Here is a 12,955-nt window from a genome sequence, read left to right as displayed (position 1 = left end):
TGGGGGAGCTAAGCTCCCTCTTTGGGGCCCCTACCCCAAATGAACCGCCGGTCGCATGTAGCTTCGCTGACCCATGTATCCCCGGTTTGAAAACCGGGGGATTATAGCTCCCCCACACCCCCTCTTTTCTCTAACCCAAAACCAAGGTGGCCCTTCCCGAGGTGGGGGCCTTTTGCAACCTAGACAGGGCCTCTGGGTGGCGCAAGGCGTACATGGCGAAGGGGTAGACCCGCTCCTGGGGCAGGCCTCGAGGCAAAAGGTGCCGCCTGAGCCGCTCCAGATGATGCAGAAGGACCGCATCCCGCCCCAGGCGGGCGCGAAGGAGCTTCTTCAAAAGCCTCTCCCCCTCCCCCTTTAACCTCGCCTGGAAGCGGCGGAAAGGCCTTTCCAAGGTGGGTTCCAGGGCACGGGCCCTCTGGCCCAGGGCCTCCACCTCCTCCAAGAGGCCGATAAGCTCCGCCTCGAGTTCCCTGAACCCTTCCAGCACCTCCCTGATAGCCTCCAGGAAGGCGCCCTCCCCCCCATCCACAAACGCCCAGGGATCCAGGCGGTACCTCTCCAAAATGCGGCGGATGGGAGGCTCCAAGACCAAGGCCCTTAGGCGGGGGAACAAGGCGGGCATGGGGATGCCGTAAAGGGCGTAGACCCCGGCGAGCTCGGCCACATACCGAAACTCGTTGGGCCCCACCACGAAGCCCGCCGTGGGCAGGACCAGGTCCTGGAACACCGGCCTCAAACCCGCCGCAGGGGTGAGGCGGCCGGGATCGGCCCGGAGGATCTCCATAAGCTCCTTCTTGCTGTAGCGCCGTACCCCGTCGGTAAAGGTTCCATCCTGGTAAAGGAGCAGCCTCCTTTGGTCTGTTTCTAAAAAAAGATTGGTGGCCCCCGGCTTGCGCTTCAAAGGGGGCTTGCCCCCCAAGGCCCGGATGCGCTCCGCCCCCTGGTTGATGGCCTGGGCGCTGGCCAGAGGGTCCTCCAGCTCCCTTTCCAGGGCCTCCTGGAAAAGGGGGGCAAGCTCCGCAGCCATGGGGTCAAAGGGGATGAGGCCCCGCCCCCCCAAGAAGGCCAAGAGGGTGCGGGCGAAAAACTCGGCCAGGGTTTCCCCCTCCAGGGCGTAGGCCACCCGGGTATCCCTAGACCAGGGGCCCAGAAACTCCCCCACCGCCTGCCGGTAGGGGGCGAGGGGGATCCGCCCCGCGGGAAGGGGGGGCAGGGGTAGGGAGAGGGTACGCACCTCCTCCTCCAGGAGAAGGTGGAGGTGGCGCACCTCCTCCACGTCGTGGTCCTGGGAGGCCACCCAGAAGATGGCTGCCGCCCCCACCTTTTCCCCCAGGCCCAAGGCGGTGTGGGCCTTGTAGAAGGTCAGGGCAGGCCCCCCCAGAAGCCCCGCCTGCTGGCCCGTGACCACCGCCCCCCTCCCCAGGCCCTCGAGGGCCGCCAGGGCCTCCTGTGGAGCCTGAAGGCGCTTCAGATAGGCTGTCAGCGCCGAAGCCAGCTGGGGATGGCCTTCCCGGCCCAAGCGCTCTTTGAGGGCCTCTTCCCCCTGGGGTAGGCCCAAAAGCTGGGCCAGGACCTGGGCTTCCATGCCTAAGAGCCTAAAGCGCCCCGGCCAGGCGGGCAAGGGCCTGGGGTTCCCGCACCTCCACCCTTCGGTAGCCTAGGTCCACCACCCCGGAAAGGGCCCACTCCCCCAGGAGCTTGGTCACGGTCTCCCGGGTGGCCCCCACCATGCGGGCCAGGTCCTGGTGGGAAAAGGCCACCTCACCCTTTTGGTTCAACCTCAGGAGAAGCCGGGCCAGGCGCTGGCTCACGGAAAGGTGGCGCAGTTCCCAAAGCCGCTCCTCCGCCTCCTTGAGCCGGGCGTACAGGGCCTCCAGGAGGAAGCGCTCCACCTCGGGGAAACGCGCCCGCAAGGGAGAGAGGGCTTCCTGGGGGGCGAAGAGGAACTCCGCGTAGGTCAAGGCGGTGGCCCCCGAGGTGCGCCTTCTTCCCCCCACCAGGGCCTCCTCCCCAAAAAGCCCCCCAGGCCCCACCACCCCCAAGGTGGCGGGCTCCCCTTCCGGCGAGCGGGGCCCCTCTAGCCAGACAAGCCCCTCCCGCACCAGGTACACCCCGTCCGCCCGGTCCCCCAGGGCATAGAGGGGGGTACCCCGCAGGACCCTTTTGGGCTGGAACACCCTGGCCACTTCCCGCCGGGCCTCGAGGGAAAGCCCCTGGAACATGCCCCAAGTCTACAAAAATAGGGGGGCTTGGGAGGGAGGGAGAAGCTCCCGGGCCTCGGCCTCAGCAAAGAGCCTCTCCACCGCCTTCGCCCCTTCCTCCCCCACGTCCAGGCTGAACCCGTTCACGTAGGTGCGCACATGGGCCCAGATGACCTCTTCCGAGAGCTCCTGGGCATGGGCCTTCAGATAGGGGAGGGTCTCCTTAGGATGGGCCAAGGCGTATTCCAGGCTCCGCCGCACCGCCTGGTCCAGGGCCCGGATGAGCCCCTCTCCCAGGTCCCGCCGGGCCAGGATGGCCCCCAGGGGCAGGGGCAGGCCCGTTTCCCCTTCCCACCACTCCCCCAGGTCCAGAAGCTTCACCAACCCGTACTGGGGATAGGTGAAGCGGCTTTCGTGAATGATGAGGCCCGCCTCCACCTCCCCCTGGGCCACCAGGGGCATGATCCGGTCGTAGCGCACCTCCACCGGCACAAACCCCTCCGCATACAGGGAAAGGAGCAAAAAGGCCGTGGTGTTGCGCCCGGGAATGGCCACCCGCGCCCCCTCGAGGCTCCCCAAGGGCTTCTTGGCCACCACCAAAGGGCCCACCCCCCTTCCCAAGGCTCCCCCGCTCCGCAAGGCCACATACTGGTCCCGCACCCGCCCGTAGGCGGCGTAGGAGAGCTTGGTCAGGGGTAGCCTCCCCTCCAAAGCCCAGCGGTTTAGGGTCTCCACGTCCTCCAAAACCGCCTCCACGGGGAGAGGGCTTTCCACCCGGCCATGGGTCAGGGCGTAGAAGATGAAGGTGTCGTTGGGGCAGGGGGAGTAGCCCAGCTTAAGAACCCGCGCTTCCATAAAGCCTACTGTACCCCCTTGAGGGCCCGCTTGAAGAGCTCGGGGGCAAAGGCCTTGAGGGCCCTTAAGAACCCCGTGGCCCCCCGGGCCCGCCCCGGGATCACGTAGACCGGAACCCCCAGGCGCTCCGCCTCGAGGCGCACGGGCTCGGAGAAATCGTGGCCCACATAGCTGGAAACCACCATGAGGCCATGGGCCTTTTCCAGGCGGTTCTGGATACGCCTCAAGGCCTCCTTCCCCACCCCGGCGGTGTCCGCATCAAACCAGTCCACCTTGAGGCCCCGGGCCTCGAGGAGGGGCACAAGCCGGCTCCGAAGTTGGGTGTGCCCCCCCACCACCAGCAGGTGCTCCCCGTGGAACTGGGGCAGGCCCTCCTCCAAGAGCTCCTCCCTGGTCTCGGGTGGGGCCTTCGGGCTTTCCCCCAGGGCCTCCAGGCCCCGGCTCACCGCCTTAAGCTCCTCCAGGTAAAGGGAAAGGCTCTCGTCGTGGGGCCTGAGGAAAAGGAGGTTTCTCAGGACCTCCCGGGCGAGGGCCAGGTCCTTCTCCCGGTAGAGGGCCACCTCCAAGGCCTTCTGCCAGTACTCCGCCGCCTTCCCCCAGTTGCCCTGGGCCTCATAGTGCTCCGCCAGGTCAAAGAGCACCTCCAGGGCCTGGGGGTCAGCCCCCAGCTCCTGCAGCAAGAGCCTTTCCACCTCCTCCCCCCGCCCCTCGGCATACAGGGCTGCCAGGTACTGCCCCCGCACCTCCGAGGCCTCGGGGCTCTCCCGAAAAGCGCGGGAAAGGCGGTAGGCCAAGGCCAGGAGCTCCAAGGGGGGCTTGGGCGTGCGGCCTAGGGCCTGGTAGAGGACGCTGAAGGCAGCCCAGGGACCCTCCAGCCTCTCCAAAAGGGTGAGGAGCCCCATGAGGTCCTCCTCGGCCACCTGGGAAAGCCCCGCATCCCGGGCCCGGGAGAGAAGCTCCCGGGCCAGGACCTCCTCGCCCCCCTCCAGGGCCTCCTGGGCCAGCTGGAAGAGGTAGGGGGCGGGGTAGGCCCTTAAGGCATGGGCCCGCTTGTGATCCCCCAGGACCTCCTTAAGGGGCCGCCCGAGGGCCCGCTTCACCTGGGCCAGGTGGTGGTAGGCCAGGCCCGCCACCTCCCCCTCTCCCCGCTCCGCCGCCCGCTCCAAATGGCGCAGGGCCTCCGGGTGGCGCCCCTCCCTTTCCCTCAGCATCCCAAGAAGCAGCAAGGCCTCAGGGATCTCCGCCCGGGCCAAGGCCTCGGTGAGGTAGGGCTCCACCGGCTTCAAGTCCTCCAGAGGCCCTACCTCCAGAGGGGAGCGCACCCTTAGGGCCACCAGGGCAAGCCCCAGGAAGCCCTCGGCCTCGTCCAGATCCGCAAGCCTCCGGGCATACCGTTCCGCTCGGGCAAAAAGCCCCTGGATCAGGGCCGCCTTCAAGCCAAGCCGGAGCATCTCCCGGGTCAGGAGGTTGGGGGCAAGATCCTCCACGAACTCCGCCCGGCGGCTCACCTCCGCCCACTCCCCTTCCCGGGCAAAGCGGCGCATGCGCTCCGTGATCCGCTCCAGGGCCTCCCGCACATACCCCTCCGCCTCGGGCAGGCCCGATTCCACAAACTGCCTAAGGGCATCCGCATACCGCCCCAGGCTCAGGTAGACCCGGCCCAGGTAGATGCGGTACCTTCCTCCCCTCCCGGCCAGGGCCTCGAGGCGGGGCCTAGCCCGCTCGTACTCCCCGAGCTCCACCAGCACCATGGCCCTTAGGTCCTCCGCCTCCTGGGAAAGGGCCCGCCTTAAGACCTCCTCCGCCTCGGCATAGCGGGAAAGGGCGAACAGGGCCCGCCCCCTCAGGTAGGCCGCCTCCCCTTCCACCCCCTCGGGCAGATGGGCCAGCACCTCCGCATACCGCCCCGCCTCCAAAAGGGCCCTCACCTCCGCCATGTCCACCTGGGCCAGGACGGGCACCCGCACGGGGGCCTCCTCCACCTCCTCCATCCCAGCCTCCAGGGGCCAGGCCGTTTCGTCCTCCGACAGGGCTTCGGGCCTTCTGGCCAGCACCAGAAAGTACTCCCCTTCCCCCACCCGCTCCACCTGATAAAACCCCAGGTGTCTTAGCCCCTCCTCCACCCCTTCCGGGCTCTTGCCAAGAAAGGGCCCGTGGCCGTAGACGAGAAGCCCCCCGGGCTTGAGAAGCCGGGCGAAGAGGGGCAGGCGGGCAAAGAAATGAAAATGTTTCCAGAAGGCGGGGGCCTCGAGGCGGCTTTCCAGCTCCTGGTCCACAAAGCCCTCGGGGAACACGGAAAGGAGAAGCACCGTGTCAAAGGGGGGAAGCTCCGCCTCCTCCGCCCAGGCGGCATGCCAGGCCACCTCCGGCACCCGCTTTTTCCCCACCTCCACCGCCTCCGCCACCCCGTCCAGGGCATGGAAGGCAAGCTCGGGGCGCTTCCTTTGCAAATACCCCACCAAGGCCCCGGTGAAGGCCCCCACCTCCAAAACCCTCCCCTCCAAGCGGGAAGGCACCTCCCGGGCGTAGAACTCCAAAAAGGGCAGGTGCATGCCGTAGACCAGGGCCTCCCCCTTGGGCACCTTGAGGATCTCCTGGTAGAAACTTCGCACCGCCTCCCTGCCGCCCCCCGAAAGGTAGGCCCGCCAGGCCTTGAGGAGGGGCTCCCGCTTGGCGGGGCTCCCCACCCGCTTGGCCAGCTCGGCCTCAAAACGCCCTGGGGACACCGGCCCCAAGACGCCAAACCGCTCCTTCAGGTAAAGCCTTAGCTCGTCGGGCATTTGCCGGAAGTCTACCAAAGGGAAGGGGGGTTGGTCCAGCCAAACCCCCCGCCCGGGCATAACCCCAAGCGGGGGATAACCCCTGCTCCCTAGGCGGGAACCTCCTGGGAAAAGAGGTCGGCGTAGCGCCGCTTGGCCCGCATGGGGGCCCGGTGCCACACGTAAGAGGCCAGGAGGGGGAAGGCCAAGGTGGCCTCGGCAAACACCATCTGGGAAAGGGCGGCGTCCACCTTGCCCCAGCTTTGGGCCTCGGAGAGGGTGGAGCCGGAAAGCCCCCCATCCCGTTCATCGGCCACGGTGATCTGGATGGCGTACTTGTGCATCTCCACCTGGTGGCCCAAGACCTCCGCGGCCACCACGATGTCCTGGGCGAAGTTCTTGGGCACCCCGCCTCCCAGCATCACCAGGCCCGTGGTGCCGGCTTTCAGCTTGATCTCGGTGAGCTCGCGGAAGTCGGCCACGGAGTCGATGGTCACGTGGGCCTTGGGGTTTTTCACCTGGTGGTAGACCAGGCCGAACCCCGCGGAGGAGTCGGAGAAGGCGGGGACGAAGATGGGCACCCCCTCCTCATAGGCAGCCCGGACGATGCTCTTCTCCCCCAGGCCCCTTTCCGCCAGGTAGCGGCCCATGTGCCAGATGAACTCCCGGCTGGAGTAGGGGCGGGGCCTCAGGGAGTCGGCGATCTCGGCGATGGTGTAGTCGGTGTGGCGCAGTTCCTCCTCGTCGATGTAGGTATCGTAGATGCGGTCGATCCAAAGCTGCCTTAGGGTTTCGTCGTCGGCCCTGGGGTCCCCCTGGTAGTGGCGGTGGCCTAAAGCCTCAAAAAAGTCCTGGTCCACGATGTTGGCCCCGGTGGCCACGATGGCGTCCACCAAGCCCTTCCGGATGAGGTCGTGGATGATGAGGCCCTGGCCCGCGGATACCAGGCTCCCCGCCAGGGTGAGGATGACGGCGGCATCGTCCTCCAGCATCTTGAGGTAGATCTCCGCCGCCCGGTGGAGGTTTCGGGCCTGGAAGGCAGTTTTGCCCATGGCCTCGAGGATGGGCCCGGCGTCAAAGGCCTTGATGTCAATGGGAACCACGGGCGTAGAGAGGAGTTCCTTCTTCTCCATCCTTCTCCTTTCTACGCGGGGTGGGCGTCGGGCGGCTCCCCCCTTGTTCGCGCCCCCTGCCTTGGGGCAGGACCCACAGTATACCACCCCCGGCGATGGGGGGGTAGGTCTCCAGGGGCCCTTCCACCTCCTCCTCCAGCCCCACCACCCTTTCCCCCACCGCCAGGAGCCAGACCTCCTCCAGGGGAATGCCCAGCTTCTCCAGGGCTTCCTTGGGCGTCTTGGCCTCCACCTCGAGGACCTCCCCAAACCGCCTGAGGTCGCCATGCAGGAGCACCCGCATCAATACCCCTCCCGCACCACATTCCTAAGGGGCTCCCCCCGGAGGTACCGCCCCACCTGCTCCGCCAAAAACCGGGCCGCCCGGCGGTGGAAACCCTGGGAAAGCCCGGCCACATGCGGGGTGATGAGGACCCCCGGGGCCTGCCAAAGGGGGTGGTCTTGGGGCAGGGGCTCGGGGTCGGTAACGTCCAAGGCCGCCCGAACCCTTCCCTCCCCCAGCGCCTCCAGCAGGGCCCCCGTGTCCACCACCGGCCCTCGGCCGGCGTTGACCAAAAGGGCCCCCGGCTTCATCCAGGAAAGGAAATCCCGCCCCACCAGCCCCCGGGTCTCGGGGGTGAGGGGGAGGAGGACCACCACGGCATCCGCCTGGGGCAGGAGGTGGGGGAGGTCCTGGGGGGTGTAGACCCCAGGGCGGGCGTGCCTGGCCACGGGAAGCACCTCCACCCCAAAGGCCCTAAGCCTCTCCTCCACCGCTTTCCCGATGGAACCGTAGCCCAGAAGAAGCACCTTCCTGCCCTCGAGGTCGGCCAGGACCTTGGGAGCCCAGCGCCCCTCCCCCTGGGCCTGGAAAAAGCCAGGGAGGTCCTTAAGGAGGGCCAAGAGGGCCATCACCACCCACTCCGCCACGGGCACATCGTGGATGCCCGAGCCATCGCAAAGCACCACCCCCTCTGGCACCAGGGGCAGGATCCAGTCCACCCCGGCGGAAAGGGTCTGGACCACCTCGACCTCCACCCTTTCCAGCACCCGCCGCACCACCTCCTCGTGGCCAAAGGGAGGCAGGAAGAAGTCCACCGCCTCGGGCCAAGGCTCGTCCAGGTAATGCACCTCCACCCCCTCGGGCAAGAGGGCGAAGACCTCCTCCCTAAGCCTTGGGCTCAAGAGGCGCACGCTAGCCTTCGAGCTGCCCACGGGTCACCTCCATGTACACGTCCTCCCTACCCTGAGGCCCCGGACCCAGGCCCACCTGGCGAAAACCCGCCTTCTCAAAGGCCCGCCTGGCCCTAAGGTTGTGGGCGAAGGTGCGGAGCTTTACCCGCTTAAGCCCCAAGGGGCCGAAGGCGTAGGCCAGGGCCGCCCGCACCGCCTCCGTGCCATAGCCCTGGCCCCAGCGTTCCTTCCGCCCGATGAGGATGCCCAAGGTGGCGTCCTCCGGGGTGAGGTCGTATAGCTCCAGGGTACCCAGGTACTCCCCCCTCTCGTCCAGGATGACAAAGGACAGGCGGTCCTTCCGGCGCATCTCCGCCAGGACGAAGCGTTTGAAAAGCCAGAAGGGGGAGCGCAAGGGACTCGAGCCGTTCCACTCCGCCACCTCGGGGTCGCGGAAGGTCTCGTAAAGCCCCTTCCACTCCTCCTCGGTGAGCCCCGCGCTGAAGGGCTTCAGGGTCACACGGCCATAGCGGGGCCAGTCCACGGGAATAGCCTAACGGAGGCTAGGGGTAAAGCCCCCTGAGGGCCCGGGCCTCGAGGACCCGGGTGGCGGCCACCACATAGGCCGCTGTGCGCAGGGGAATCCTCTTCTCCTGGCTCACCTGCCACACCGCCTCAAAGGCATTCCTAAGGACCCGCTCCAAACGGGCGTTAATCTCCTCCTCCGTCCAGAAGTAGGAGTTGAAGTCCTGTACCCACTCAAAGTAGCTCACCGTGACGCCCCCGGCGTTGGCGATCACATCGGGCACCACCAGGACCCCCTTCTCCAAGAGGATGTCGTCGGCGGCCGGGGTGGTGGGGCCGTTGGCCCCCTCGGCGATGATCCTGGCCTGGATCCGCCAGGCGTTTTGCTCGGTGATCTGCTTCTCCAAAGCCGCGGGGATGAGAAACTCCGTGGGCACCGCCCAGAACTCCGGGTTGGGCAGGGGCTCGGCCTTAGGGTAGCCCCGCACCCCCCCGTACTCCGCCACGTGCCGGAGAAGGTCGTAGGGGTCTATGCCCGCCTCGTTGTAGATGGTGCCCGTGTAGTCCTGGACGGCGATGATCCGGGCCCCGTGGTCGTGGAAGACGCGGGCGGCGGCATTGCCCACGTTGCCGAAGCCCTGGAGGATGACCCGGCTTCCCTCTATGGGAAGGCCTATCTTCTCCGCCGCGGCCCTGGCGGTGACGAACACCCCCCGGCCCGTGGCGTCCCGCCTTCCTAAGGAACCTCCCAGGGCGATGGGCTTCCCCGTCACCACCCCGGGCACGGTGCGGCCCACGTTCATGGAGAAGGTATCCATCATCCAGGCCATCTCCCGCTCCCCGGTGTTCACATCGGGAGCAGGGATGTCCCGATCCGGTCCCAAAAGGATCCCGATCTCCGAGGTGTAGCGGCGGGTCAGGCGCTCAAGCTCCGCCGGGGAAAGCTTCTTGGGGTCCACCCGAATGCCCCCCTTGCCACCCCCATAGGGCAGACCCACCGCGGCGTTCTTAATGGTCATCCAGGCGGCTAGGGCCATCACCTCGGAAAGGGTCACCTCGGGATGATACCGCACCCCACCCTTGGCCGGCCCCCGGGCGGTGTTGTGGTGGACCCGGTACCCCTCAAAATGGGCCACGGTGCCGTCGTCCAGGTGGATGGGCACATCCACGATGAGGACCCGCTTGGGCCTCTTAAGGCTTTCCGCCAAGGGGGCATACCGCCCCAGGTAGGGGACCACCCGGTCCACCTGCTCCACGAAGATCTCCCAAGGACCACCGTCCTTGCCCAGGTAGGAAAGGGGTTCGCTCTTCATAAACGCTCCTTCTAAGGATAAACGCCTCTTAGCCGCGTGGCCTCGTTCACCCGCTCCAAGGCCAGGACCATGGCCCCGGTGCGCAGGTCGGTGGCAAGGGACTCGGCCCTATCGCACACCTCGGCCACCGCCCTGGCCACGCTCTTGGCGAAGCTCTGCCGCACCTCCTCCTCGCTCCAGAAGAACATGTTAAGGTCTTGTACCCACTCTAGGTAACTTGCCAGAAGCCCCCCGCCCCCCGTGAGGAGGTCCGGCACCACCAGGACTCCCTTGCCCAGGAGGTAGGCCTCCCCCTCGAGGGTCAGGCCAAAGTTGGCGGCCTCCAGCACCGCCTTAGCCCGCACCGCCTTGGCCGTCTCCCCGTCCAGGGCCCCCTCGATGGCCGCCAGGACCAGGTAGTCCACCTCCAAGGCGAAAAGCTCCTCCGGGGAAAGGTCGTACCGGGGAAGCTCCCCCGTGGCCTCGTAGCGGCGCAGGACCTCGGCCACATCAAGCCCCTCCTCCTGGTACATGGCCCCCCGGGCCGTGGACACCGCCACCACCCTCAGGCCCATCTCCTGGGCATGGAGGGCGAAGCTTCCCCCCACCTGGCCAAAACCCTGCACCGCCACCTTGGTCCCCTTAAGGGGAAGCCCCCGGCGCCCAGCGAGCTCCCTGAGCACCAAGGCCACCCCGAGCCCAGCGGCGTCGTCCCGGCCCTCGCTTCCCCCCAGGGCGTGGGGCTTGCCCGTCACCACCCCCGGAACCGTGGAGCCCACGGTCATGGAGTAGGTGTCCATGATCCAGGCCATCACCTGCTGGTCGGTCCCCAGGTCGGGGCCCAAGACGTCGATGTCGGGCCCGATCAGGTTGACCAGCTCGGCGGTGTAACGGCGCACCAGCCGTTCCAGCTCCCTGGGGGAAAGGAGCCTGGGGTCGGCGGCAATCCCCCCCGCAGCCCCGCCAAAGGGGAGATCGTAAACAGCGGCCTTCAGGGTCATCCAGGCGGCCAAGCCCGCGGTCTGGCCCAGGGTTACCTTAGGGTGAATCCTCACCCCGCCCTTGGCCGGCCCCCGAGCGATGTCGTGCACCACCCGGTAGCCCTGGAAAACCCGCACCTTGCCGTCATCCATGACCACGGGTAGGGAAACCGTCACCAGGCGCTTGGGGTGGGCCAGGTACTCCACCGTGGTGGGGTGGATCGCCGCCACCCGCAAAGTCTTTTCTAAGCGCTCCAGGAAGGCCTCCCAAAGGCCTGGGTCCTCCGGAGGCCGGTAGGCGGGAAGGCTCATACCATCACCGAAGGGGATTATACCCCGCTTGGGGAAGGACAGCCGCCCCGCCCCACCTCAGGAAAGGCGCTCGGCCTCCCTTAGGGCCAGGGCCTCGAGGGCCTCCTTATAGGGGGAAGGGGGAAGGGGCTTTAGGGCCGCGGCAGCCATAAGGGCCCTCTCCCGGATACGCCTTTCCACCTCCTCCGCCACCCCGCTTTCCCGGGCCAGGGCACGCAGGCGGTCCAGATCCCCCTCTTCCCTTCCCTTGCGCCTCAGGACCTCCCGCACCTCGGGGAAGCGCTCCATGAGGAGAAGGGTGATGAGGGTGGCCTTCCCCTCCCGCACATCCCCGCCCACGGGTTTGCCCAAGGCCTCAGGGGTCCCCATGAGGTCCAGGTAATCGTCCCGCATCTGGAAGGCTTGGCCGTAGTGGAGGCCAAAGCGGGCCAAGGCCTCCCGCACCTCCCCATCCACCCCCTTGAGAAGGGCGGGGCCTTCCGTGCTGAGTTCCATAAGCACCGCCGTTTTGGCGGTGATGATGCGCTCGTAGTTGTCCAGGGAGTAGTCCTCCAAAGCCGCCACCTGGAACTGCAATACCTCCCCTTCGCTCAAGGTCTTGGCCACCTGGGCGAAGCGCTCCACCAGCTCCATCCTTCCCGTTTTGGCGATCACGTGGAGGAGCCGGGAAAGGAGAAAGTCCCCCGACAACACGGAAACCGCGTTGCCGTACCGGCGGAAGGCGGCCTCCTTGCCCCGGCGGGTTTCCGCATCGTCGATGAGGTCGTCGTGGAGAAGGGTGGCGGAGTGCAACAACTCCACCGCCAGGGCCAGCTCCATCTCAAAGGGAGCTCCCCCAAGGGCCCTCGAGGCCAAGAAGACCAAGCGGGGGCGGATGCGCTTCCCCCCCGCCGCCACCAGGTCCTGATGGATGAGGCGGACAAAGAGGACGTCGGACTGCACCAGCTCCGAAAGGGCCTCCTCAAAGCGGAGGAGGGGGGCCTCGAGGTCGGGTAGAACCACCACGCCCCCCAGTATAGCCCTAGGGCCCCAGGGCAACCCGGGGCCCAGGCTGCACTCCCTCTACGGCTGGTAGTTCAGCCTAACACCGTTGGTGAAGGTTTCTCCTCCCGTGTAGTAAACCCGCGCCGTAATTACCCTGTCACCCGACTTGGCGGGGTCATGGCCCGGCACCGGCTGAGAGGTATCCCAAACATACACGTAAACCTGGGAACCATCCGCGGCAATCTGCTGGGTAGCCGTCCCGGCCAGTTGGCCATTGATGTACACATCCACCTGATTAATAGTCACCCCGGGCGGTAACGTCCCGTTAACGCCCACGGTAACCGTCACGATCTCGCGCCCCGCTCCTGGACCCACCGCATCACCATCAGCTGGGGTCGTAATTACAAACACCGACGCTATCTCAACGGGAACAATAGCCTCCGCTACACCCCCACCCACATCCTCTACCACGACCTTCAAAAGGTAGCTACCGGGCGTGACCCGCAGAATGTCCCACTCCAAGCTATACACGTTCCCAGAAACCGTCGGAGTGCCAGGAATCTTGGTCCAGCTATTCCCATCAGGACCGAAGTAGAAGTCCACGCGGTTAATAACCCTAATGACCCTAACTTCAGCCCGAAGCGTGACAAATCCCGCCAACTTTTGATTCGCTCCGGGGCTCAACCAAACCACGGTTGGCGCATTGGCCACCGTCACCCCAAGGGTGGCCTCCGCAGCATTGCCCGCACCGTCCACCGCCCG

11 protein-coding genes and 1 pseudogene are annotated in these 12,955 nt (G+C 66.8%); all 12 read right to left on the bottom strand.

Features of this window, described 5'->3' with window-relative positions; translation table 11 throughout:
• Nucleotides 1-130: 130 nt before the first annotated feature.
• The gene (bshC, locus tag L0C59_RS10440; protein ID WP_243091284.1) at nucleotides 131-1,585 is read right to left on the bottom strand and encodes a bacillithiol biosynthesis cysteine-adding enzyme BshC; all 1,455 of its coding nucleotides are present in this window, start codon (nucleotides 1,583-1,585) and stop codon (nucleotides 131-133) included.
• 10 nt (nucleotides 1,586-1,595) lie between these two features.
• On the bottom strand, nucleotides 1,596-2,222 hold the full coding sequence (locus L0C59_RS10435; RefSeq protein WP_243091283.1) for a Crp/Fnr family transcriptional regulator: 627 nt from the start codon (nucleotides 2,220-2,222) through the stop codon (nucleotides 1,596-1,598).
• Between the two features lie 9 nt (nucleotides 2,223-2,231).
• A complete protein-coding gene (locus L0C59_RS10430) occupies nucleotides 2,232-3,056 on the bottom strand; it encodes a menaquinone biosynthesis family protein (RefSeq protein ID WP_243091282.1) in 825 nt (274 codons plus the stop codon).
• 5 nt (nucleotides 3,057-3,061) lie between these two features.
• Complete coding sequence (locus L0C59_RS10425) at nucleotides 3,062-5,836, bottom strand: tetratricopeptide repeat protein (RefSeq protein WP_243091281.1); 2,775 nt, start codon at nucleotides 5,834-5,836, stop codon at nucleotides 3,062-3,064.
• 89 nt (nucleotides 5,837-5,925) lie between these two features.
• A complete protein-coding gene (locus L0C59_RS10420; protein WP_243091280.1) occupies nucleotides 5,926-6,948 on the bottom strand; it encodes a 1,9-bis(guanidino)-5-aza-nonane synthase in 1,023 nt (340 codons plus the stop codon).
• Between the two features lie 64 nt (nucleotides 6,949-7,012).
• Nucleotides 7,013-7,231, bottom strand: a pseudogene (locus L0C59_RS10415) (hypothetical protein); the annotation flags it as partial.
• Nucleotides 7,231-8,121, bottom strand: coding sequence for a 2-hydroxyacid dehydrogenase (locus tag L0C59_RS10410; RefSeq protein WP_243091279.1), 891 nt, complete (start codon nucleotides 8,119-8,121; stop codon nucleotides 7,231-7,233). The pseudogene L0C59_RS10415 and the gene L0C59_RS10410, both read right to left, overlap by 1 nt.
• 1 nt (nucleotide 8,122) lies before the next feature.
• On the bottom strand, nucleotides 8,123-8,644 hold the full coding sequence (locus L0C59_RS10405; protein WP_243091278.1) for a GNAT family N-acetyltransferase: 522 nt from the start codon (nucleotides 8,642-8,644) through the stop codon (nucleotides 8,123-8,125).
• A 19-nt stretch (nucleotides 8,645-8,663) separates the two neighbouring features.
• Entirely contained in the window at nucleotides 8,664-9,938 is a 1,275-nt protein-coding gene (locus tag L0C59_RS10400; RefSeq protein ID WP_243091277.1) for a Glu/Leu/Phe/Val family dehydrogenase, read from the bottom strand.
• Nucleotides 9,939-9,949: 11 nt separating this feature from the next.
• Nucleotides 9,950-11,209, bottom strand: a complete 1,260-nt coding sequence (locus L0C59_RS10395) for a Glu/Leu/Phe/Val family dehydrogenase (RefSeq protein WP_243091276.1) — start codon at nucleotides 11,207-11,209, stop codon at nucleotides 9,950-9,952.
• A gap of 57 nt (nucleotides 11,210-11,266) precedes the next feature.
• Nucleotides 11,267-12,211, bottom strand: a complete 945-nt coding sequence (locus tag L0C59_RS10390) for a polyprenyl synthetase family protein (RefSeq protein ID WP_243091285.1) — start codon at nucleotides 12,209-12,211, stop codon at nucleotides 11,267-11,269.
• A 60-nt stretch (nucleotides 12,212-12,271) separates the two neighbouring features.
• Nucleotides 12,272-12,955: Ig-like domain-containing protein (locus L0C59_RS10385; RefSeq protein ID WP_243091275.1), on the bottom strand; the 684-nt coding region annotated here is incomplete at its 5' end.

It is taken from the genome of Thermus neutrinimicus (assembly GCF_022760955.1).
Classification (GTDB): domain Bacteria; phylum Deinococcota; class Deinococci; order Deinococcales; family Thermaceae; genus Thermus; species Thermus neutrinimicus.
Note: the sequence above shows the minus strand (reverse complement) of the source record. Positions and strands in the feature narration are given on the sequence as shown.

Coding starts and splice junctions, on each gene's coding strand:
- L0C59_RS10430 (WP_243091282.1), bottom strand. CDS start 3,056: ATGGAAGCGCGGGTTCTTAAGCTGGGCTACTCCCCCTGCCCCAACGAC.
- L0C59_RS10395 (WP_243091276.1), bottom strand. CDS start 11,209: ATGAGCCTTCCCGCCTACCGGCCTCCGGAGGACCCAGGCCTTTGGGAG.
- L0C59_RS10420 (WP_243091280.1), bottom strand. CDS start 6,948: ATGGAGAAGAAGGAACTCCTCTCTACGCCCGTGGTTCCCATTGACATC.
- L0C59_RS10435 (WP_243091283.1), bottom strand. CDS start 2,222: ATGTTCCAGGGGCTTTCCCTCGAGGCCCGGCGGGAAGTGGCCAGGGTG.
- L0C59_RS10400 (WP_243091277.1), bottom strand. CDS start 9,938: ATGAAGAGCGAACCCCTTTCCTACCTGGGCAAGGACGGTGGTCCTTGG.
- bshC (WP_243091284.1), bottom strand. CDS start 1,585: ATGGAAGCCCAGGTCCTGGCCCAGCTTTTGGGCCTACCCCAGGGGGAA.
- L0C59_RS10425 (WP_243091281.1), bottom strand. CDS start 5,836: ATGCCCGACGAGCTAAGGCTTTACCTGAAGGAGCGGTTTGGCGTCTTG.